The following is a 21,129-nucleotide window of genomic DNA, read 5'->3' as shown; positions in this document are numbered from 1 at the left end:
CTATCGGGTGGCTAACGGGCGGCAAAGCGGCGTACAAAAAGACGCGCGGCGGCGGCCGGGACCCGGCCCGGCGTTCAGGCGACGCCGGCCTCGGCGGGCCCGGCCGCGCCCCGGCGGACGCCGCTCACCCAGAGCGGATGCGGCCCGGCCTGTCGCAGACGGCGCACCCGCAGGCGGTCGACCAGGAACAGGCTGGCGGCGATCGCCAGCAGCGAGCCGTTGACCAGCAGGCGGTCCGGATCCAGCCAGGAAGCGAACCCTTCGATGGCACCCTGCAGCACCGGCACCAGCACATAGAGCGCGGCACACAGGGGCAGCCAGACCCGCGCCGTGGTCAGTGGCGGGAAACGGAACGCGCTCAGCACCGCCACCAGCAAGGTGGCGACGAAGGCGGCTTTTTCCGCCACCACGGTGGTGCCGGGCCAGGGCGAATACATCGCCAGCTTATTGGCCATGAAGGACGCGGCGATACCGGCCATCACGCCGAAGGTCACCCCCAGGGTGAGGCGCAACATGATGGCGGCCGCCCGGCTCGGGCCCTGGCGGTCGGTGCGCCGCTCGCTCCACATGATGTTGCCGGAGACGAACAGCAGGCAGCCCAGCAGCCCCAGCACGAAATACAGCAGGCGCACGAACAGGCCGCCATAATCCCCGAAGTGCAGCGAATAGACCGGCGACAGCAGGAAATGATTGAACGGCCGCGCGCCGGGCGCGGACACCGTCAGCAGCTCGGCGTTGTCGGCGCGCATCACCACATGGGCGTGGTGGGCCACATTGCCCGGCACCGAGCCGCCCACGTCGACCACGCCGTTTTCATCGCCGTACTGCTGCAACTCGATCCAGCCCACTTCCATGTCCGGAAGCTGCTCGCGGGCGGTGGCCAGATACTGGTCCACCGGCGCCATGGCGGCGGCGTTACCGCTCGCTTCCGGGGTCGGCCAGGCCTCCATGGCCTCGGTGGCGGCACCCTGGAACTGGGGCCCGAACACCAGGGCGCCCAGTGTCAGCGTGAGCAAGGCGAAACAGCCCATGGCGGCGCCGGTGACCGCGAAGATCAGATGGAACGGGAAGCTGATCACCCCCACCAGGTTATGCAGGTTTTTCCAATAGCGGCGCAGATTGCCCTGGTGCTTGAGCGCGAAGAATTCCTTTTTCATTTTCGGCCAGTGGATCACCAGGCCACCGATCAGCGCGGCGCCGTACAGCACCGAAATCACGCCCATCAGGTACAGCCCCACCGTCGGGATGCCGAGCTGGAAATGCAGCTCGTTGATGAACCCGGCCAGCTCCGAATGCGGCCGCTCGACGGCCTCCCCGGCATCGTTGAAGTCGCTGGCGTGCTCGGTGTGCCAGACCGCCTCGCCGTCCACCCTTTCCTGCCAGATGGCGGCGGGCTCGTCGCCGGGGATCAGGAACAGCCAGTTGCCGGCCTCCGGATTTCTGGCGATCACCGTGTCCAGCAGGGCCTGCATGTTGGCGTCGCCGGCTTCGGCGGTCTCCCAGGGCTCCTGCCAGTGATGCAGCTCATGGTGGAACATGTTGACCGCGCCGGCGAAGAACGCCACGAACAAGGCCAACCCGGAAACAATACCCACCCAGGCATGCAGATCGATCTGCCGTTTCATGGTGTCGACGCGCATCAGGCCCCCCCGTAAAGCGTGGTGGTTTGCAGCAACAGCCAGGCCAGGCCGTTGGCCGCCAGCAGTACCACGCCGGCACGCCAATGGCTGGACGCAACCCCGGCGAGCACGATCAAAGCGGCCCAGAACACCAGGCACAGCAACATCATCAGTACCAGCCAGTCGTGCCAGTCCACCGGCATCGCCGCCGCCAGCAGGCCGCACAACATGGCCGCCAGCGGCAAGCCCAGCACCCCCCCCAAAAGCGCCCTCATGCCCTCTCTCCGGAGGCGCCGGGGCGCCGGTAGCTGTCGACCAGATGGCCCACCAGCATGGGCAGCGAGATGGCGCCCAGGGCGAACACCCAGCAGGCGGTGAACAACCCCACGCCCGGCCCCAAACGCCAACCCCAGCCGGCAAAACCACCGACCACCAGAATCACGCCGGCGAGGCGGGCGGCGGCCGGCAACGGCTGGGCCAGGGCCCGCTGCTGGCGGTCGGAGAGATACAGTAACGCGGTGCCGGTCAGCAGCACCGCGGCGAGAAGGAACAGCATAGTGAACTCAAAGTGATCCTGATAACGATTCGCATTTATACTCTTGAGACGGCAAGGGGTCAATGCGCCGGCGTCTTATTGCAGGGGGGTCACAAAGAGTTCATCGCGTCCTGGGCGGCGGTGATGCGCTCCGCGCTAAGCGCGCGCCAGTCCAGGTGGTCCCGGTCGGGCACCCAGACATCGGTGAAGCGGGCGGCGTCGGCCACCGCCATTTCCGCGCTCAACAGCGGCACCTCGTGGAGATGCCCGTGCAGTCCCCCGGCCCGGGAGACCACATCCAGCCAGCCGGCGGGCCGTTGGTGCAGGCGCACGCCGGGCAGCGGGCAGCGGTCCACCGGCTCGCTGACCGCGCAGTCCAGCACCGCATCCCGCTCGTGGCTGATGCCCTGGCGCCAGAGCGCGGAGCCGCCCACCACCACCAGGGAGGGGAAGGCGCGCCGCAGCGCCAGGCACAGATCCGCCTCGGCGGGTGTCTCACCGCTGCCCAGCCGGATGAACACCGGCCGTGGCGGCGCCACCTGACGCACCTGGCCACTTTCCAGCCAGCGCAGGGCCAACGCCATGGCGGCCTGCTCGTCGCCGGGCAGCTGCTGCTTCAGGTCGGCCAGGGTGAACACCACCGGCAGGCGGGTATCGAGGTCGCGGGATAACGCGCTCATGAATCCACCACGCAGGGCTCGCCGCGGTCCAGACCCAGCCAGCCGCGCACGCGCAGCACCCGGGCCAGCGCCCAACAGATCACCGCCACCCGGCCGGCGTTTTCGGCCAGGCAGCGGCGGTGTTCGGCGAGCTTGCGCACGGCGTCTTCCAGCCGCTGCTGGCAGACCGCGCGGCGCGGGTCCGGCCGGCTTTGCTGGGCCAGCTGCAGGGTCAGCAAGCGGCCCTGGAAGTCCTCCATGTGCGCCACATAGGCCCGGTCCACCACGCTGAAGCTGCTCAGGCGCTGAATGCCGGCGCGGCGGTGGCGCCGCCGGCCGGCCTGCTCGCGCCGATCACGGCCGAACACGCCACTGAGCCGGTAGAGCGCGCGCCACCACCAGGGCCGGCGATCGGCCACCGACAAGTACCAGGCCCAGGCCTGCAGGCGGACGATATCGTGGCGCAGCTCGCGGACCCGCTGATGGCGGCGGCCACGGGCCCGGGGGCCGGCCCCGGAACGGTATACGGAGTAGTACTCGGAAAGGGCCCGGGCGCGGCCGTGAAGCGCCTCGATGGCGAGCCGCAACGGCGATTCGGACGCCGCCTTTTGTCCCTCGGAAGCCATCGGATCACTCCTGGTTAACGGGCCGGGCGGCCCGCAATATTCGCCCCTGATCACGGGTGGCAAAGGGCCACCCAATACGCATTCACTCTAGCCAGCCGGGGGGGAGCACCAAAGACACAATGCGTCCCGTTTGGGTGAACGGATGTAGCCGAATGTATCTTTTCGGCCCGGGCGTCGCCGGCGTCCGGGCATAAAAAAACCGCCGGGGTGACCGGCGGTTTTTTTGTCGCTGACGAAGCTGTATTAGCTGTCGTCACCGTCCATGGCTTCGCCCATTTCGCTACCGGCTTCCTTGGTTTCATCCCAAGCTTCGCCCATCTCTTCACCGGCCTCTTCCATGGGGCCCTGATCTTCGGTGACGTCCTCAACGGCCTCGTCGACGTTTTCGCCAGCTTTTTCCATCGGGCCTTGCTGATCGCAACCGGCCAGACCCAGCAGGCCACCAAACACTACTACTAACAGTCCTTTACTGAACGTACGCATAGTCACTCCTCGACGTGTCGTGATCGTTGAGGAGCAATCTATCGTTCCGCTTCGCCAGTGAACAGGGGCCACCCCTTTGATTTTCCTCTATTTTACGTTCCGACAAACCGGCGCTGCGCGGCTCCGGGCGGCGTTGGGACGCCGCACCAACCCTGCTATGATCGATAAGCGCATGAGGAGCCGGGGATGAAAAGACTGAGCCAACAACTGGGCGGGCTCGCCCAGCTACTAACAACAATGGGCGGAGAAGTCACACAGGTGGTGCAGGATATGCACGGCACCATCGCCAACCCGTTCAAGATCCGGGGCGAAGGCTATACCGCCGCGCCCATCGTCTACGACCTGATCCGTTACGGGTTTCGCCAGGCCGGCAATCTCGCCGGGTTCGCCAATCTGGCCGCCGATCCGGACCAGGAGCTGCGCGACAACCTGGACCTGCGCAGCGTGGTCAACGGCGTGTTCGGGCAATTGCTGCACACCCAGGACAGCGACTACGCGCTGCCGATGACCATGCTGCCCCAGGCGCCGTCCCTGGAACGGGACACCCTGATTCTGTTCGTGCACGGGCTATGCCTGAACGAAGGCTGCTGGAACAACCCGGCCGCCCGCGCCTTCAGCGACTGGGCCGGCCCGAAACTGGATGCCCAGACCCGCACGCTGCGCTACAACACCGGCCTGCATATTTCCGAGAACGGCCGTGCACTGGCCGATCTGCTGGCCGGCATCGCGCTGCCCTCCCGCGTCATTCTGATCGGCCACAGCATGGGCGGCCTGGTGTCGCGCAGCGCCCTGCATCAGGGCCGCGAACGGGGCGACGCCTGGGTCGACCGCATCAGCCATCTGGCGTGCCTCGGGGCGCCCCACCAGGGGGCGGTGCTCGAGCGGGTCGGCAACCAGGCCAACCGGCTGCTGGGCGTCACCCCCTACTCCCGGCCCCTGATGCGGTTGGGCAATCTGCGCTCCGACGGCATCCGCGACCTGCGCTTCGGCTACGTGCTGGAAAAGCAATGGCGGGACCGGCCACTGGATGAAGCCCGGCCCAGCGGCAAGGTGCCGCTGGACCCGCACGTGAAACAACTGTTCCTGGCCGGCTCGCTCAGTGACGAGGGCGCCGACAACCCGCTGGGCGACTGGCTGGTGCGGGTGGACAGCGCCCTGGCCGAACGGCTCTACCCCGACGCCGACAACCTCACCCGGCGGCTGTTCCATCGCATGGGCCATATGGCGATGCTGGAAGACCCGCGCACCTACGACAGCCTGCGGGAGTGGCTGACCGCCCCATGAGCGACTGCCGCCTGTGCGGGCAACCCAACGCCGAGCTCTTCGCCTCCGTGGAAGGGCGCCGCTATCTGCGTTGCCCGCGCTGCCACCTGACGTTTCTCGGCGTTACCCAGTTACCCGACCGCGCCGACGAAAAAGCCCAGTACGACCTGCACCGCAATGAACCGGACGACCCCGGCTACCGGCGTTTCCTGGATCAGCTGGGGGCGCCGCTGTGCGAGCGCCTGGGCGCCGGCGACCGGGGGCTGGATTTCGGCTGCGGCCCGGGCCCGGCCCTGGCCCGCATGTTGGAGGAACGCGGCCACCCGATGCGGATCTACGATCCGATTTACGCCCCGGACCCGGCGGTGCTCGATCAGCAGTACGATTTCGTCACCTGCACCGAGGTACTGGAGCACCTGCACTGGCCGGAGCGGGAGTGGCGACGATTCGCGGCGCTGGTGAAACCGGGGGGCTGGCTGGGGGTGATGACCCGCTTCCTGACCGACGACGGGCATTTTCCGCGCTGGCATTACCGGCGCGACCCCACCCATGTGTGTTTCTGGCAGCCGGCCACCTTCCAATGGCTGGCGCGGGAGCAGGGCTGGGAACTGGTGATGGCGAACAATCCGGTGGCGCTCTTACGCCGGCGGTAACGCCGGCCTCGACGTCATACCGGCACGGGCGGAGGGCTTACCCGGCCACCGCCATGGCGATCAACGCCGCCAGCAGCGCCAGCGGCACGATAATAAGCAGGCCGCGCAGCAGGCGACCCTTCAGGTAGGACCAATCCATAGTTACCCCCTCCAGTGGGTTCGACTATAGACCGGCGTTGACGCTTCCTTCATGAGGCGAACGTACTAGACGTTCACATTTTACATTTCAGCTTCCGCCTGATCGGCGTCACGCATCCAGAATTGCATGGTCTTTTCGGTCTCCTCGCTGTCACCCAGATCCTTCCAGGGGAAACGGGCGGTGAGGGCCGGCTCGGGCCGGTAGCCGCGCCCCCGCCAGAACGGCTCAAGCGAGCGGTAATCGGCCGGGCGCCGCGGGTGGGCCGGGTCGCGCACCACCGCGCAGAAGGCGGTCAGCGGGTAGCCGAAGTCCTGGGCGTACAACTCGCGCAGATCGAAGAAGCGGTGGCCCACGCCCTCGCCCCGGTACTCGGGCAGCAACACCGACTCGCCGAAGTAAAACACCTGCTCGGGGGGCGGGCCGTGGCGTTCGAACGGTGCCACGAATTCCGGGTCGGCGTCGGTCAGCGGCAGGCCGGTGGCGGCGCCGATCAGACGGTTGTACTCCATGGCCAACACCACCACGCTCTGCTTGGAGCGGGCGTAGCGGTCCAGGTAGTCCCGTTCGTACTCCACCGAACCGTCATAGAGGTAAGGGTAATCGCGAAAAATGCGGATACGCAGATCCGCGAGCTCGTCCAGCCACGGCTCCACGGCAATGCCGCTCACCGGTCGAATTTCCACTGCGGACATGGCGCCCTCCTTGTTGCTGCCTTAAATCCTAGAACACCAAGGCCAGTCCGGCCAGCAACAACACACTGAACAGCACCTGGCGGAAGCGATGCTCATCGACGCGATGATGCAGGATCTCGCCCAGCACGATGCCCGCCAGCACCACCGGCGCCAGCGCGGCAAGCTGGGGCCACACCGGCTGCAGCGCCCCCTGGGCGGCATACCCCAGGGTCAGCAGACCGTTGAGCGTGAACCAGACCATGATCAGGGTGGCCCGGAAACGGCTTTTGTCCAGGTCCACGCCGCTCAGCGCGTACACCAGCAAGGGCCCGCCGGAGGCATACAGGCCATGGGTGACCCCGGCCAGCAGCATCCACACCCGCCCCCAGCCGGCGCCGTGGGGCCGGGCCGGCGCGGGCCCGCGGCGCAGGCGCCAGAGCTCGCGGACACTGAACACCGCGATCAGCACACCGAACAGGGTTTGCAGCAACGCCTGGCCCAGCCAGGGCCGCGCCAGATAACCGGCCAGGGTGCCCGCCGCCATCAACGGCAGAATGCCGCGCAACAACAGGCGCCAGTGCACCAGCCGCCGGTAGCGTATCGACAGGTAGCCGCTGAGCAGCAGGTTCAGCGGCACCAGCACCGGCATCAGCGTATCCATCGGCAATACCAGCGCGCCCAGGGACAGGGCGATGACGATGGAGCCGAAGCCGGTCATCGCCTCGGTGGTGTAGGCCAGCAGCACGAACAGCCCCAGCAACACCCACGGGGACAGCAACAGTTCCAGCATTCAGGATTCCAGTTCCACGGCGAAGCGGCGGCGCATCAAACGATGATAGGTATTCGGCGCCAGCCGCCACAACAGGCTGGCGAACACCGTGAAGCGGTCCGGGAACAGCCGCTTTTCGCCGCGCGCCAGCGCCTCCAGAATGCGCTCGGCCATCCAGTCGGCGCTGCGCACCTTGCCCACCGACGAGCGGGCGTGGGCGGCGGGTTTGCCGTCGAAGCCGAGGGCGTTGGTTTCGATCGGCGTGGCCAGAAAGCTGGGGTACACCATCAGCACGCGGATGCCCTGGTCCGCCACCTCGCCGCGCAGCACTTCGAAGAACTGGGTCAGCGCCGCCTTGGCGCTGCAGTAGCCGGCGCGGCCCAGCACCGGCATCCAGCCGGCCATGGAGCCGATATTGACCACGCAGCCGCCGCTCTCGCGCAGCAACGGCAGGCAGCCCAGGGTCAGCGCCACCGGCGCTTCCCAGTCCACCGCCATGACCTGGCGGAACACCTTCATTTCGGTGCGCGCCGCCGGCGAGCGGTGGGTGATGCCGGCGTTGTTGATCAGCACGTCCAGCCGGCCGCCGGCGGTGACCGCTTCGATCAAGCGCTCCAGGGCCGGCCCGTCGGTAAGATCCACGGCGAAGTGACGCACCCGGTGCCCGTCCTCGGCGGCCAGCTCGGCGTGCTTCTCCGCCAGGGCATCGGCGTCCCGGTCCACCAGAATCACACTGTGGCCGCGCGCGAACGCCGCCCTGGCCAGGGACCAGCCCAGGCCGGACGCGGCGCCGGTAATCAGCGTGGTGGTCGGGGCGGTCATAGTTGCCTCCTGGCCCGCGCCGCGTCGACGAACAGGCGGAACACCTGCTCGGAGGTCTTTTCCGGCCGGTAACCGAACTCCTCTTTCAAGCGCCGGTTGCTGAGCACCGGCCGGTAGCGGAGAAAATTCAGCTTGTCCGGCGTGTGCGGCGTCAGCCCCAGCCGGTGTCCCAGCCCCAGGGCAGCGCGCAACAGGCCGGCCGGCAGCACCAGCACCGGCTTGTCGAGCATCGCCGCCACCTGGCGCACGCCCAGGGCGCCGTCGCCGGCCAGGTTGTAGACGCCCTCGGCGCCGGTCTCCACGCCGCGCACGATGGCGCCCACCACGTCCCGGTCCCAGATGAACACGAACGGCGAGTCCGCGCCGGCGATGGCCAGTATCCGCTTGCGCTCGAACAGCGCGGTGATCTGGTTGCGGGTGCCCTCGCCGAGCACGGTGCCGGGGCGCAGAATCAACTGCCGCAGCGCCGGATGGCGTTGCCGGTAGTCCGCCAGCATCTCCTCCACCAGACGCTTGTGGTCGGAATAGGCGAATTCCGGATTGCCGCGCAGCGGGTCCTGCTCGTCCAGCCAGGCCGGGTTGTCCGGGTGGTAGCCGTAGGCGGCGCCGGAGCTGGTGACGATAAGCTGGCCGACCCCGGCGCTCAGACAGGCGTCGAGCACATTGCGGGTGCCGTTCACGTCGATGTCGTAATCCCGGGCCCGGTCGCCGGAGTCCTCCAGCACGGCGGCCAGGTGGACCACGGTATCGATGCGCTGCTCGCGCAGCAGCTCGCCCAGTGCGGGGTCGCGGATATCCCCTTCCCGGCAGTCAAACGGCAGCCCCGGCGGCACCCGCACATCCAGCCCCAGCACGGTGTGGCCCTCGGCCAGCCGCTCGCCGAGCAGGCGCCCGATATAACCGCCGGCGCCGGTGATCAGTACCCGGCTCATAGGCCCTCCTTGGCCACCGGCTCGGCGGAACGCGACCAGATCAGCGCCAGCGCCAGGCCGCTGACCAGATGCCAGACGCCCCAGAAGCCGGCGATCAGAATCATGCCCGCGGCCTGCGGGAAGAAGGTGAACAGAATCGCCAGCCCGAGACCGGAGTTCTGGATGCCCACCTCCATGGTGACCGCGCGCCGGTCGGCACGGTTGAGGCCCACCAGCAGCCCGGCCAGGGCGCCGACGCCCAGTGCCAGGGCGTTCTGGCCGATCACCAGCGCCACGATACGGTCCGCGTTTTCCAGGAACACATCCATGTTCTTACCGAACGCCAGGCCCACGAAGGCGAACAGCACCAGCAGCGTGATCACGCGCATGGGCTTCTGGGCACGCTCGGCGAAGCGTGGAAAGTGACGGCCGGCCAGCATGCCCAGCACCAGGGGCAACGCCAGCACCAGCGCCACCAGCAGCAGGATGTTCCAGGGGTCGAGCGCGATCTCGGTGACCATCGCCCGGGTGTTGGGGTTCAGCCAGCCGTAGAGCGCGAAATTCAGCGGCGTGAGCACGGTGGCGGCCAGGCTGGACACCGCCGTCATGCTGACGGACACCGCCACATTGGCCCGCGCCAGCCAGGTCATGATGTTGGAAAAGGTGCCGCCCGGGCAGGAGGCCACCAGGATCATGCCCAGCGCCAGCTCCGGCTCCACGTCGAGAAACCAGGTGATCACGCAGGTCAGCGCCGGCAGCAATACGAACTGCGCCAGCAGCCCCGCCGCCGGCGCTTCCGGCATACGCAGCACGCGCCGGAAATCCTCGCCACGCAGGGTCAGGGAAACCCCGAACATCATCAGAGCGAGGATCACATTGAGCACGACCAGACTGCCGGTGCTGAAATCAATCGGGTTATCGGGGGACATACGTCGCCTCCTGGTTATTGTTCTTGCAGTGCCCGGCGCTGACGGGCCACTTCGGCCCGGTAGCTGTCCTTGTGCACGTAATAGGCCATGCGCGACAGCTTCAGATAACGATAGCCGCCGTCCAGGGATTCCCCGGCGCGCTCGCGCTTGGTGTTCTCCAGGCGCGCGGCGGCGGCATGGCCCTCGGCGCGGCGCTTGAGATACAGCGCCACCAGCTCGGCCTGTTCGTTGCGGCCCTCCCAGCCCAGACCGGCGGCCTCGATCATGCCCATCATGAACAGGTTGTCGTAGTGCGGGTGGAACACGTTCAGATACAGGCGCGGCGCGTCGCCCTGCCAGTTGAGCAGGTCGCTGTCGATAAAGGGGTAATCCAGCTTGTAGCCGGTGGCGAGCAGGATCAGGTCGTAGTCGGCGCGGCCGCCGTCGGTGAAGGTGACGGTGCGGCCCTGCATGTCGGCGATGTCGGTGCGCGGGGTGATGTCGCCGTGGCCGAGGTGATGCAGCACCAGGGAGTTGATCACCGGGTGCGCCTCGTACAGCCGGTAGTCCGGGTCCGGCAGGCCGTAGTCGCTGGGTCGGCCGATGATCATGCGGATCAGCCGGGCGTCCAGCCACTGCTTCAGGCGGCGCGGCAGCTTGATCTTGCCGCCGATGGAATCCGATGGCCGGCCGCCGATGAACTTGGGCAGGAAGTAGTAACCCCGGCGCACCGACAGATCCACGCTTTTCGCCTGGTGCACCGCGTCCACCGCCATGTCGCAGGCGGAGTTGCCGCAGCCGACGATCAGCACCCGCTTGTCGCGGAACAGGGACGGGTCGCGGTACTCCCGGGCGTGCCGTATCTCGCCGTCGAAGTGGCCGGGCAGCGCCGGCAGGTTCGGGGTATGCAGGGTGCCGCTGGCGATCAGCACGCCGTCGAACCAGCGGCTGCTCTGCTCGCCGTCCCGTTCCACGGTAACGCGCCAGCCCTCGCCTTCCGGCGTCACCGACAGCACCCGGGTGTTGAACCGGTAATGCTCGTAGAGACCGAAATGCCGGGCGTAATCCTGAAAGTAGCGCTTCAGCTCCGCGTGATGCGGGTAGGTGGCCACCCGCTCGTCCATGGGGAATTCGCGGAACTCGGTCATCCGCTTCGAGGAGATCAGATGCGCGGTTTCGTACATGGTGCTGTGGGGGTTATCGATGTCCCACAAACCGCCCACGTCGCCGTTCAACTCATAGCCGACGAAGGGCAGACCCTGTTTACTGAGGTTTCTTGCCGTGGCCAGGCCCATGGGGCCGGCGCCGATCACTGCGTACATGGGTAACGCCTGCTTGTTATTATTTCAGTATGGTTTAAGACCCTAACCGGGCGAGCCTGGCCCGGCACGGCTGATTCGCGACCCGAGTACGGTTAATTCAGGACCTTTCCATCCAGGACTTTTCGATGAGCCACAGCCCCACCGTCACGGTGCACTTCTCGCAAGCCATCATACAGGCCGCCCAGCGCCTGGGGCTGGCCCTGCCCGGCGACCTGGTGGCACGCCTCGACCGTCGCGAGCGGGTCGACCTGGCCAGCCAGGACCGGCTCTGGGAGGCGTTCTGCGAGGGCGCCGGCGATCCGCTGGTGGGCGTGGATCTGGGCCTGGCGCTGCAGGTCGGGCACCTGGATACCGCCGGCATGATTCTGATGAGCTGCGAGACGCTGGACGAGGCGGTGGAATCGCTGATCGATTACCACCCGATCGTCGGCGAGGGCGGCGCCTTCCAGGTGGCGCGCGGCCCGCGCTTCTGCGAGGTGCGCTATGAGCCGGTCTACCGGACACGGCGCACCACGCGGGTGGAAGCGGTCATGGCCAGCCTGATTCATCTGACCCGGTGGAGCACCGGCGATGCCTTCCGCCCGGACCACCTGACGTTCCGCCATGCGGCCCAGGCTCAACCCGAGCGGTACCAGGACAAACTGGGGCTGCCGGTGCATTTCAACCGCGCCGACAACGCCCTGGTGTTCGCCAGCGATCAACTGGCTCTGCCGTTGATCCACGCCAACCCGGCCCTGTGCCGCCACCTGCGCGGCCTGGCCGACGAGCTGCTGACGCGCCTGGACAGCCAGTCCCTGGGCGCCCGCGTCAGCACCCTGATCCGCGATCACCCACGCTGGGGCAAGGAGCGCATCGCCGGGGAACTGGGCATGAGCGGGCGCCATCTGATCCGCAAGCTGGCGGACGAAGGCACCAGCTTCAAGCTGTTGCGGGATACCTTACTGCAGGATCTGGCCGAACAGGCCCTGGCGAACGGCGCCCGCACCGGCCGGATCGCGGAGGATCTGGGTTTTTCCGATGAGAGCGCCTTCGCCAAGGCGTTCAAGCGCTGGACCGGCAGCACACCGGCCCGCTTCCGGGAGGCGCGCCCCGACTAAACGGCGGCCAGCGCCTGTTCGATGTCGGCGAGGATGTCGTCGATGTGCTCAATGCCCACGGACAGACGCACCAGGTCGGCGCTGACGCCGGCGGTCTTGAGCTCCGCCTCGTCCAACTGCCGGTGGGTGGTGGTGGCCGGGTGACAGGCCAGCGACTTGGCATCGCCGATGTTCACCAGACGCTTGATCAGCAGCAACGCATCGATGAACCGGGCCCCCGCGTCGCGGCCGCCTTCAATGCCGAAGCTGAGAATCGACGCGGGCACGCCGCCGTCCATATAACGCTGCGCCAGTTGATAGTCCTGGTCGCTGTCCAGGCCGGCGAAGTTTACCCAGGCCACTTTCTTGTGATCCCGCAGGTAGCGGGCCACCGCCAGGCCGTTCTCGCAATGCCGCTCCATGCGCAGGCCCAGGGTCTCGATACCCTGGAGGATGAGGAAGGCGTTCATCGGCGACAGAGCGGCGCCCATGTTGCGCAACGGCACCACCCGGGCACGGCCGATGAACGCCGCCTCGCCCATGGCTTCGGAATAGATCACGCCGTGATAGCTGGGGTCCGGCTCGTTGAATTGCGGGAAGCGCGGGTTGTCCTTCCACGGGAAACGCCCGGAATCGACGATGGCGCCGCCCACGGTGGTGCCGTGGCCGCCCATGTACTTGGTCAGGGAATGCACCACGATGTCCGCGCCGTGCTCGAACGGCCGGCACAGTGCCGGCGTGGCCACGGTGTTGTCGACGATCAGCGGCACCCCGGCGTCGTGGGCCACCTTGGCCAGCGCCGCCAGGTCGACGATGTTGCCGGCCGGGTTGCCGATCGACTCGCAGAACACCGCTTTGGTGCGCTCGTCGATGGCCGCGGCCATGGCCGCCGTATCGCGGCCGTCCGCCATGCGCACGTCGATGCCCATGGTCGGCAGGGTGTGGGCGAACAGGTTGTAGGTGCCGCCGTAGAGCTGGCTCACCGAGACGATGTTGTCGCCGGCGCGGGCCAGGGTCTGGATCGCCGCGGTGGTGGCGGCCATGCCCGAGGCCATCGCCAGGGCGCCGATGCCGCCTTCCAGTTGGGCGACGCGCTCTTCGAGCACCGCGTTGGTCGGGTTCATGATGCGCGTGTAGATGTTGCCCGGCACTTTCAGGTCGAACAGGTCCGCGCCGTGCTGGGTGTCGTCGAAGTAGTAGCTGGTGGTCTGATAGATCGGCACCGCCACGGCGTGGGTTTCCGGATCACCGGCGAACCCGCCGTGAATCGCTATGGTCTCTTTTTTCATGGTGTCCTCGCTGGGTCTTCGATTTTTTAGCGGGTTATTTCAACGGCGGTTCGGGCCAGAAATTAAACTCCGCGGGCACATGGTTGAGATCGGTATCGAACACCGGGTCCCGTTTTTCCAAAAAGGCGGTGAAGCCGTCCTTGCCGTCCCAGAACTCATTGGCGCGGTAGATCATTCTCGACTCCACCGCGTGGGCCTGCATCGGATGGTCGAAGGTGGGGTTACGCCACAGCATCTGCTTGGCCAGCGCCACCGATACCGGTGAGCTTTTGGCGATCAGCTTGCGGGCCAGCGTCAGGGCGGCGTCGAGCACCTCTTCCTTGCCGTGCAGGCTGCGGAACAGGCCCGCTTCCAGGCCTTCCTCGGCGAGGAAGATGTCGCCGCTGTAGACCCACTCCAGCGCTTTCTGCATGCCCACCGCGCGGGGCAGGAACCAGGTGGAGCACGCCTCCGGCGTCAGGCCGCGCTGGGTGAAGACGAAACCGATCTTGGCGCCCTCGGCGGCGAGGCGGAAATCCATCGGCAGGGTCATGGTGATGCCGACGCCCACGGCGGCGCCGTTGAGCGCGCCGATCACCGGCTTGCGGCAATTGAAGATCGCCAGCGACACCTCGCCGCCGGAATCACGGATGGTGTCCACCGGCGGCTCCTCGCCCTCGGCATCGTCGTAACCGAACACATGGCCGCCGTCCTCGGGCTGCATCTCCATGCCGGCACAGAACGCCCGCCCGGCGCCGGTGACCACCACCGCGCGCACCTGGTTGTCGCGGTCCGCCTCGCCGAACACATGCACCAGTTCGTCTTTCATGCGCAGGGTGAAGGCGTTCATGCGGTCAGGGCGGTTCAGGGTGACGGTGAGAATATTGTCCGCCAGCTCGGTGCGGATGTGCTGGTACTCCATGATAACTCCCGGTTTTTATTGATCGTGAAGGCGGGGCTCGTCGAGATGCTCCACCTGAATGGGGAAGGCTCTAGCATAGCGGGAAGGCAGGGTGTCGAACATGGCACGGAGGGTGCGATTGAGATGCGGCTGATCGTAGAAGCCGGCGGCCAGCGCCAGATCCGTGAGGCTCATGCCGTCACGCCACAGAGTGAGCGCCCGCTGGCACTTGAGATGCAGCTGGAAGCGCTTCAGATTGACGCCCAGTTCTTCGCGGAAAAGGTGCCGGAACCGGGATTCGGACAACCCCACCGCCTCGGCCAGGGCGGCGCCGCCCAGGCCGGCGGCGTCGTCACCCCGGCGCAGGGCGCGGCAGGCGAGCACCACGCGCGGATCCAGCGGACGGGGTTCACCGGCTTCCAGGGTGGCGCGCGCCGCCAACGCCGCGGCGGCGGACGGCGACGCCGCCAGCTCGTTCAGGCAGGCGCGGAAACGGGGATGTTCGGCCAGCGGAAACTCACCGCCCGGGCCCTGCAACCGCAGCGCCCGCCAGGCACGGTGGTCCGGGTCCAGGTGCAGCACCGCCACCGGACCGTCGCTGTCCAGCGCCTGGTCCACATCCGGCGCCGCCCAGACCGCCTCGGCGGTGATCCAGTGGCCGGCCAGCTGCACGCGAATCGGCTCACGGCCCAGGCTCACCAGCAGCGACGCCGCCACATGGCTGTGCGGCCGGTTATGCAGATGCGGCGCCAGCATGCACCAGCCCCCTTCCCAAAGGAAAAGGGGCGAGCGGGGGCGCGCTTCAGCGTCCGCCATTCGGCGCCCGGTTCAGGACGGGCGGCCGTGGCCCGGGGTGCGGCTGAGCCCCAGCTTGTAGGCCAGCTCCAGGCTGACGAACACCGGGCCCACCAGCAGGAACACCAGGTCGTCGGTGAACGACGGCTTCTTGCCTTCCACCTTGTGGCCCCAGACCTGCACCGCCCAGGCCACCAGCCACAGCACCAGCGCGCTCCAGCCCAGCGACAGGGCACTGCGGTCGACCAGCGTGACCACCGCGATGGACACCGCCAGCCAGCCCAGCATCAGCAGGGACACCCCCATGGAAAGCCGCAGGTAGAACGGCATGCAAAGCACCGCCAGCAGGGTGCCGCCGTTGACCCAGTAGGCCGCCGCGCCTTCCAGGCCCAGCCACTGGCCGACCGGAATCAGCCAGAACAGCCCCAGCGTGGAGACGAAAATCGCCGGCACACAAAAAATATGCACCCACTGGTTCACCGGGTGGCGATGGCTGTCGCCGTAATCATGTAGAAAAGTCGACAGATCACGCATGACAACACTCCTCTTGTTGTTTTAGGGCCTGTTCACACTACCTCAAACACTAGCGACGCGGACGCCGGCAAACTTGTATGTAGCGGCTGGCGTCCCAGCGGCTGGCGGACCAGCAGCCGGCGGTCAATCGCCGCGGCGGCTGTCGTTCAGCGCCTGCAGCACCGCCCGGCGGGTCAGCAGGCCCACCAGCCGGTCGCCGCTGTCCAGCACCGGGTAGATTTTCGGCTTCTGCTTGACCATCAGCCCGGCCACGTCGACCACCGAATCGTCCTCGCGCACGGTGAGCGGCTGATCGTGCATCAGCTCTTCCACCCGCAGTGACCCTTCCTGGTGATAGCTGGACACCAGCAAATGGCGCAGGCAGTCCTGCTCGGAGACGAAACCGATCACCCGGTGATCGCCGTCGATCACCGGCAAGCCGGTATAGCGCCCGTTCAACAGTGTCGCCACCACCGACGTCATTTCGGTGCCCGCCACCAGAGAGGGCGGGTGCCGCACCATCAGATCCCTGACCACTAACGAAGCCATTTGCCAATCTCCTTGTCACCGCCGCGATCATCACGTCCGTACCCCGACTATACACCGCCGCGGCGCGGATGACGCCCGCTCACAGCGTCCCTACAATGGCGCGAAACCATTAAAAAGGAACAGACCATGGGGTTTTCGCGGCGGCACCGGTTTTATTTCGTCCTTGTGGCGTTATGGCTTACCGGTCCGGCCCTTGCCGCCAGCGACGCCCAGTGCCAGCGCGAACAGGCCGCGCTCAACCAGTGGCGCGAAGGCAACCAGCGGCTGGAGACGCATCTTGAGCACCTGGACGCGGCCCTGGCCGGGGAACCGGTGGCGCCGGCGGCGCTCACCGACGCGCTCGGCGCCGCCCCCACCGGCAGCGCGCCGCCGCCGTCGCGGGCGCCCGCCGCCGTGGTGCCCGGCTGCGACGCCCTGGCCCCGGAGTACAAAGGGGTGCGCGAACGAACCCTGCGGCTCACCGAACAACGCCGGGCGAAACGGCTGCAATGGTTTGAGCTGGCCGACGAACAGCGGCGCGCCCTGACCACCTGGCACGAGCTCTATCAGAACCTGGCCGGCGCCCCGGCCGAGGGCGGCTCCGACGATTATCTGCGCGAGCGCCTGGCCGGCCTGATCGCCCTGACCCCGCTGCTGCGCCGGGACCCGGCCGCCGCCTTCACCGCGCTGGACCGGCTGGCCCGGCGCCCGGGCACCCCGCCCTGGCTGAGCGCGGCGGAACCGGCCCAGGAGATGCTCTGGCGCCGGCAAAGCGCCGAGGCGCAACGCCAGGTGCTGGCGCTGCGCGCCGCTTTATGGGATCAGGCCGGCGGCCTGTCGCTGTTGACCGGGGGCGGCGGGCTCGACGCCGCGCTGACGGTGATTGATCTGGAAACCGGGCTGGCCGTGGACCGTCTCTATCAGGCGTTCCAGCTCACCTTCCAGGAGGGGCGCCTGAACGGCGAGATGCGCCGCTATCTGCCGCTGCTCAGCAACGCCCTGGCGCTGCTGCTGGGTATCGCCCTGTTCGCGGTGCTGATCCATTTCAGCCGGCGCGGCAAAAGCGCCCTGCTGTCGCTGCACGCACGCGTCATGGAAGCCAGCGGCGGGCGCCGCTGGCTGTGGAACCTCAGCCGACTGGTGGCGGGGCTGGCGCCGCTGCTGCCGTGGCTGATTCCCTGGTTCGCCCTCGACCTGGTGGAACCGGCGCTGCAGGCGCCCTCCACCCGCTTGCTGCTGTGGCTACTGCCGCTGGCCCGGCTGTACGTGGTGTTCGGGCTCACCTGGCTGATCGGCGAATGGCTGGTGCTGCGCGTGGCCCAGGGCGCCGGCACCTACCTGAACGGCGAACAGGCCAACCAGGCCGGCGAACGGGCGCGCCGCGTGGCGGTCTGGCTGACGCTGCCCTGGGCGCTGTTCCTGGCGGTGGACCAACTGCTCGGCGGCGGCCTGCTGCACGATTTCAGCGGGCTGCTGCTGGGGGTGGCGCTGTACGCCGCCATCGGCCGCCTGCTGACGCAGCGCGGCGAGGACTACCTGGTGTGCCTGCAGAGCATTCTGCCGTCGCGGCTCGACCCCCTGGCGGCGCGCCTGCTTAGTCAGCGGCTGTTCTCCTGGACCGCGCCCTTGCTGCTCCCGGTGGCTCTGGTGTACTTCGTGTTCCGTTACCTGGACCAGCTGCTGGCCGGCGCCGACTGGTACCTGCGCCTCAAGGCGCGCTGGTTCCGGATGCGCGCGCAAAGCGGCGACGAGGACGACAAGGCCGAAGACGACACCCGGCCCGCCCGCGAGTACCAGCAGTGGTTCGACGCCGGCCTGCCCGACGACGAGCCGGCGCCCTTTATCGATACCGGGCTCACCGACGCCATGGAAAAGGCGATTCAACGCTGGCGCGAGGACAAAACCGACGAGAACACCCTGCTGGTGGCCGGCGAGAAAGGCAGCGGCAAAAGCATGGCGGCGCGCCGCCTGACCCGCGCCCTGGAGAAAAACGACGAGGGCCTGCGGGTGGTGTCCGTGGCGGTGCCGCCCAAGACCCTGGCCCCGGAGGACGTCATCGCCCTGGTCGCCGAGGCCCTGGACGAGTCTCTCGAGGAGGGCCCCGCCAGCCTGGTGAAGAACGATGAGCAGCGCCGCCCCACCCTTTTGGTATTGGATGAAGCGCAGAATTTCTTCCTCGCCCGGATCGGCGGTCTGGAAGGCTGGCGCACGCTGCTGCGTTTGACCAACGCGCGCCTGGACAATCTGTTCTGGCTGGTGCTGCTCAACAACCAGAGCTGGGCGTACCTGTGCAATGTGTTCGGCCGGGAGTATCAGTTCCGCAATGTGGTGCGGGTGAAGCGCTGGGGGCAGAGCGAGATTCGCTCCCTGATTCTGTCGCGGCATCATCTTTCCGGCCAGACCCTGCGTTACGACGAGGTGCTGCTGTCCTCCCGGGGACCGGAGGCGGGCAATGTGCGCAACGCCGAGCAGCGCTACTTCAGCCTGCTGTGGGACGCCTGCCGGGGTAACCCGATGGCGGCGCTGAGGCTGTGGCTGAGCTCGGTGAAGGTGACCCGTCGCCAGGTGCTGGTGGGGCTGCCCGCCAAACCGCAGGGCACCGCGGTGGAAAAGGCCGGCGAGAATCTGCTGTTCGTGTACGCCGCCATCGCCACCCACGAAAACCTGTCCAGCGGGGAGATCGTGGCCGCCACCGACCTGCCGGAAAACGTGGTGCGTTACGCCCTGAAGGCGGGCTTCGACGCCGGCTTTATCCGCCAGAGCGACGACGGCCGGTACCGGCTGGTGCCGCTCTGGTACCACACCGTGATCAACCATCTGACCAGGAAGAATCTGCTCCATGAATGAAAGCGGCGATATTGTCACGGACCTGGCGGTGGTGGTGGACCTGTTCAACGCCTACGCCATTCTTTTGCTGGTGGCCGGCGGCTTCTGCCTGTGGGCGCTGAACTGGGGCATTCAGAAAGTCAGCGGCTCGCTGATGGACAAGGTGCCGGCACGCCGCTTTCTGATCCTGCAGATCACCACGCTGATCGGCTTTCTGATCTACACCCTGGGCACCGGCGCGCTGATCGTCGGGGTGCTCAACCCGCCGCGGGAATTCATCCTGGCGGCGGCGGGCTCGATCGCGGTGGCGCTGGGCTTCGCGCTCAAGGACGTGGCGGCGTCGCTGGTGGCCGGCCTGCTGTTGCTGTTCGACCGGCCGTTCCAGGTCGGTGACCGGATCAGCTTCGGCGACACCTACGGCGAGATCGTCGCCATCGGCCTGCGCGCGGTGCGCGTGCAGACGCTGGACGACAACCTGGTGACGATTCCCAACGCCCGTTTCATCACCGACGTGGTGGCCTCCGGCAACGCCGGCGAGCTGGACATGATGGTGGTCACCGACTTCCATGTGTCGGTGCAGGCGGACCTGGAACAGGTGCGCGGCATTATCGAGGAAGTGATCGTCACCAGCCGCTACGCCTATTTGAAAAAGCCGGTGACCTTCGCCATTGAAGAGGTGGAAATCGGCAACGCCCTGGCGGTGCGGTTCCGCTCCAAGGCCTATGTGCTGGACGTGCGCTACGAAAAAGCGTTCCAGAGTGACGTGGTGTTGCGGGTCACCGCGCTGTTCCGCGACCAGGAGATTCCCCGGCCGCGGATACTGCGCGACTGAACGGAGCGTTAGCGGGGCGCCAGCTCCGGCCGGTCCAGCATCTCGGCCAGCCGTGCCAGGGCGCGCTCGCGCACCGCGCGGCTGTCTTTCTTTTCCGGGTGGAACGACGGCTTGTAGTAAGCGGCGTAGGAACGACCCAGCCGGCGCAGCCAGCCCGGGCGGCCGAGCAGCCAGTTCAGGCCGTTGCCCACCGAGCGCAAATCACGCTTGTCGTCCATGCCCTGGCGCAGCTGGATGTAGTGGAAGATGGTGAAGCCGATGAATTCCACCGTGGTCAGCGCCATCTCCGACGTGCGCACCCAGTAGCTGCCCACCTGATCGGCATAGACGTCGAACGCCACCGCCTTGTGCTCGCTTTCCTCGATGGCGTGCCACAGCCACAGCGGCAGCATGCGCTCGTCCATGCCTTCCAGGAACTCGGGCTCCTCAAGCATCAGCTCGGCGAGCATGGCGGTGAAATGCTCCAGGGCACAGGTCTTGGCGAGCTGCCGCTCCGGAGAAAACTTCTTGGCGATCCACTTCATGCCTTCATGAACATAATCGTGCACCTTTTGAGTGGGCACGCCCTTGCTCTCCATGAAGGCGTTGAACTGTTCGTGTTCGTTACCGTGGTGCGCCTCCTGGCCGATGAACCCTTTCACCCGCTCGCGCAGATCCGGGTCGGTGATCCGTTTCTGGTAGTGGCGCACCGAGCGCACGAAGAAGCGCTCGCCTTCCGGGAAGGTACAGGACAACGCGGTCAGCAGGATGGTCTTGAACTGGTCGCCGGCGAACCAGTAGCGCGGCATGTCCGGGTCGAACTGGAAATCCATACGCCGGGGCTGAATGTCGCTGCCGTTGGTGCGGCGCGGCTCGTTCGGGGAAATCGGGGCTTTGGCGTTCATAGCAATCATCTTCCCTGTCGCGGTGAGCGGCGCCTCGACGACGCCTCACTGGAACCTTGAGTAATGACCGTCAATATGGGCCAGCGCACCCGGAACACTCCAGGGCCGGTTGTGCCATTTTTTAAT

Annotated in this window: 23 protein-coding genes; 5 read left to right on the top strand and 18 right to left on the bottom strand. The window is 67.2% G+C overall.

Translation table 11 applies throughout. The annotated features are described in order from the left end of the window. Positions 1–74: 74 nt before the first annotated feature. The 6 genes from ACMG4O_RS03895 to ACMG4O_RS03870 form a co-directional block, all read right to left on the bottom strand. Complete coding sequence (locus tag ACMG4O_RS03895; protein WP_414434471.1) at positions 75–1,640, bottom strand: PepSY-associated TM helix domain-containing protein; 1,566 nt, start codon at positions 1,638–1,640, stop codon at positions 75–77. Further along, positions 1,640–1,894 (bottom strand): hypothetical protein, encoded by a 255-nt coding sequence (locus ACMG4O_RS03890; RefSeq protein WP_194854846.1) that lies wholly within the window; start codon positions 1,892–1,894, stop codon positions 1,640–1,642. The genes ACMG4O_RS03895 and ACMG4O_RS03890 overlap by 1 nt, the downstream gene beginning before the upstream one ends. Then, the gene (locus tag ACMG4O_RS03885; RefSeq protein WP_142947607.1) at positions 1,891–2,175 is read right to left on the bottom strand and encodes a hypothetical protein; all 285 of its coding nucleotides are present in this window, start codon (positions 2,173–2,175) and stop codon (positions 1,891–1,893) included. The genes ACMG4O_RS03890 and ACMG4O_RS03885 overlap by 4 nt, the downstream gene beginning before the upstream one ends. 89 nt (positions 2,176–2,264) lie before the next feature. Next, positions 2,265–2,834: a hypothetical protein gene (locus tag ACMG4O_RS03880; protein ID WP_414434470.1), complete on the bottom strand. Its 570-nt coding sequence runs from the start codon at positions 2,832–2,834 to the stop codon at positions 2,265–2,267. Then, positions 2,831–3,439 (bottom strand): hypothetical protein, encoded by a 609-nt coding sequence (locus ACMG4O_RS03875; RefSeq protein WP_370202550.1) that lies wholly within the window; start codon positions 3,437–3,439, stop codon positions 2,831–2,833. Before ACMG4O_RS03875 ends, ACMG4O_RS03880 begins: the two co-directional genes overlap by 4 nt. A 243-nt stretch (positions 3,440–3,682) precedes the next feature. After that, positions 3,683–3,922, bottom strand: coding sequence for a hypothetical protein (locus tag ACMG4O_RS03870; protein WP_142947610.1), 240 nt, complete (start codon positions 3,920–3,922; stop codon positions 3,683–3,685). 186 nt (positions 3,923–4,108) lie between these two features. Between ACMG4O_RS03870 and ACMG4O_RS03865 the strand changes: the two genes are divergently transcribed. Both ACMG4O_RS03865 and ACMG4O_RS03860 read left to right on the top strand, forming a co-directional pair. Further along, positions 4,109–5,206, top strand: coding sequence for an alpha/beta fold hydrolase (locus tag ACMG4O_RS03865; protein WP_194854850.1), 1,098 nt, complete (start codon positions 4,109–4,111; stop codon positions 5,204–5,206). Then, a complete protein-coding gene (locus tag ACMG4O_RS03860) occupies positions 5,203–5,838 on the top strand; it encodes a class I SAM-dependent methyltransferase (protein WP_370202549.1) in 636 nt (211 codons plus the stop codon). Before ACMG4O_RS03865 ends, ACMG4O_RS03860 begins: the two co-directional genes overlap by 4 nt. Positions 5,839–6,057: 219 nt before the next feature. Here the strand turns inward: ACMG4O_RS03860 and ACMG4O_RS03855 are convergent, their stop codons facing one another. Genes ACMG4O_RS03855 through ACMG4O_RS03830 form a run of 6 tightly spaced genes read right to left on the bottom strand, consistent with a single transcriptional unit; the run spans position 6,058 to position 11,380 of the window. After that, on the bottom strand, positions 6,058–6,669 hold the full coding sequence (locus ACMG4O_RS03855) for a GNAT family N-acetyltransferase (protein ID WP_142947613.1): 612 nt from the start codon (positions 6,667–6,669) through the stop codon (positions 6,058–6,060). A gap of 28 nt (positions 6,670–6,697) precedes the next feature. Next, positions 6,698–7,438: a sulfite exporter TauE/SafE family protein gene (locus ACMG4O_RS03850; RefSeq protein WP_335628183.1), complete on the bottom strand. Its 741-nt coding sequence runs from the start codon at positions 7,436–7,438 to the stop codon at positions 6,698–6,700. After that, positions 7,439–8,239 carry an SDR family NAD(P)-dependent oxidoreductase gene (locus tag ACMG4O_RS03845; RefSeq protein WP_370185056.1) on the bottom strand — a complete coding sequence of 267 codons (801 nt, stop codon included), beginning with the start codon at positions 8,237–8,239 and terminating at the stop codon, positions 7,439–7,441. Further along, entirely contained in the window at positions 8,236–9,171 is a 936-nt protein-coding gene (locus ACMG4O_RS03840; RefSeq protein WP_370185058.1) for an SDR family oxidoreductase, read from the bottom strand. Before ACMG4O_RS03840 ends, ACMG4O_RS03845 begins: the two co-directional genes overlap by 4 nt. Further along, positions 9,168–10,079, bottom strand: a complete 912-nt coding sequence (locus tag ACMG4O_RS03835; protein WP_142947616.1) for a bile acid:sodium symporter family protein — start codon at positions 10,077–10,079, stop codon at positions 9,168–9,170. Before ACMG4O_RS03835 ends, ACMG4O_RS03840 begins: the two co-directional genes overlap by 4 nt. A 14-nt stretch (positions 10,080–10,093) precedes the next feature. Then, positions 10,094–11,380 (bottom strand): flavin-containing monooxygenase, encoded by a 1,287-nt coding sequence (locus ACMG4O_RS03830; protein WP_370209978.1) that lies wholly within the window; start codon positions 11,378–11,380, stop codon positions 10,094–10,096. A 125-nt stretch (positions 11,381–11,505) separates the two neighbouring features. On the opposite strand from ACMG4O_RS03830, the gene ACMG4O_RS03825 reads away from it, so the two are divergent. Next, complete coding sequence (locus tag ACMG4O_RS03825) at positions 11,506–12,477, top strand: AraC family transcriptional regulator ligand-binding domain-containing protein (protein WP_414434469.1); 972 nt, start codon at positions 11,506–11,508, stop codon at positions 12,475–12,477. On the opposite strand, the gene ACMG4O_RS03820 is transcribed toward ACMG4O_RS03825, so the two are convergent. The 5 genes from ACMG4O_RS03820 to ACMG4O_RS03800 form a co-directional block, all read right to left on the bottom strand. After that, positions 12,474–13,745 carry an O-acetylhomoserine aminocarboxypropyltransferase/cysteine synthase family protein gene (locus ACMG4O_RS03820; protein ID WP_414434468.1) on the bottom strand — a complete coding sequence of 424 codons (1,272 nt, stop codon included), beginning with the start codon at positions 13,743–13,745 and terminating at the stop codon, positions 12,474–12,476. The genes ACMG4O_RS03825 and ACMG4O_RS03820 overlap by 4 nt on opposite strands. 34 nt (positions 13,746–13,779) lie before the next feature. After that, positions 13,780–14,646, bottom strand: coding sequence for a crotonase/enoyl-CoA hydratase family protein (locus tag ACMG4O_RS03815; RefSeq protein ID WP_414434467.1), 867 nt, complete (start codon positions 14,644–14,646; stop codon positions 13,780–13,782). Between the two features lie 15 nt (positions 14,647–14,661). After that, a complete protein-coding gene (locus ACMG4O_RS03810) occupies positions 14,662–15,381 on the bottom strand; it encodes a helix-turn-helix transcriptional regulator (RefSeq protein WP_194854860.1) in 720 nt (239 codons plus the stop codon). Between the two features lie 72 nt (positions 15,382–15,453). Beyond that, positions 15,454–15,954, bottom strand: coding sequence for a DUF962 domain-containing protein (locus ACMG4O_RS03805; RefSeq protein WP_142947622.1), 501 nt, complete (start codon positions 15,952–15,954; stop codon positions 15,454–15,456). Between the two features lie 123 nt (positions 15,955–16,077). Continuing rightward, the gene (locus ACMG4O_RS03800) at positions 16,078–16,482 is read right to left on the bottom strand and encodes a CBS domain-containing protein (protein WP_142947623.1); all 405 of its coding nucleotides are present in this window, start codon (positions 16,480–16,482) and stop codon (positions 16,078–16,080) included. A 126-nt stretch (positions 16,483–16,608) separates the two neighbouring features. On the opposite strand from ACMG4O_RS03800, the gene ACMG4O_RS03795 reads away from it, so the two are divergent. After that, positions 16,609–19,308, top strand: coding sequence for an AAA family ATPase (locus ACMG4O_RS03795; protein ID WP_370202535.1), 2,700 nt, complete (start codon positions 16,609–16,611; stop codon positions 19,306–19,308). Continuing rightward, positions 19,301–20,119: a mechanosensitive ion channel family protein gene (locus tag ACMG4O_RS03790; RefSeq protein WP_142947625.1), complete on the top strand. Its 819-nt coding sequence runs from the start codon at positions 19,301–19,303 to the stop codon at positions 20,117–20,119. Before ACMG4O_RS03795 ends, ACMG4O_RS03790 begins: the two co-directional genes overlap by 8 nt. Positions 20,120–20,127: 8 nt before the next feature. Here the strand turns inward: ACMG4O_RS03790 and ACMG4O_RS03785 are convergent, their stop codons facing one another. Further along, on the bottom strand, positions 20,128–21,003 hold the full coding sequence (locus tag ACMG4O_RS03785) for a metal-dependent hydrolase (RefSeq protein ID WP_142947626.1): 876 nt from the start codon (positions 21,001–21,003) through the stop codon (positions 20,128–20,130). Positions 21,004–21,129 lie beyond the last annotated feature (126 nt).

The organism is Alloalcanivorax venustensis (assembly GCF_047495515.1).
Taxonomy (GTDB): domain Bacteria; phylum Pseudomonadota; class Gammaproteobacteria; order Pseudomonadales; family Alcanivoracaceae; genus Alloalcanivorax; species Alloalcanivorax venustensis.
The sequence above is the reverse complement of the archived record's forward strand: the minus strand, read 5'-3'. Positions and strand labels throughout refer to the sequence as shown.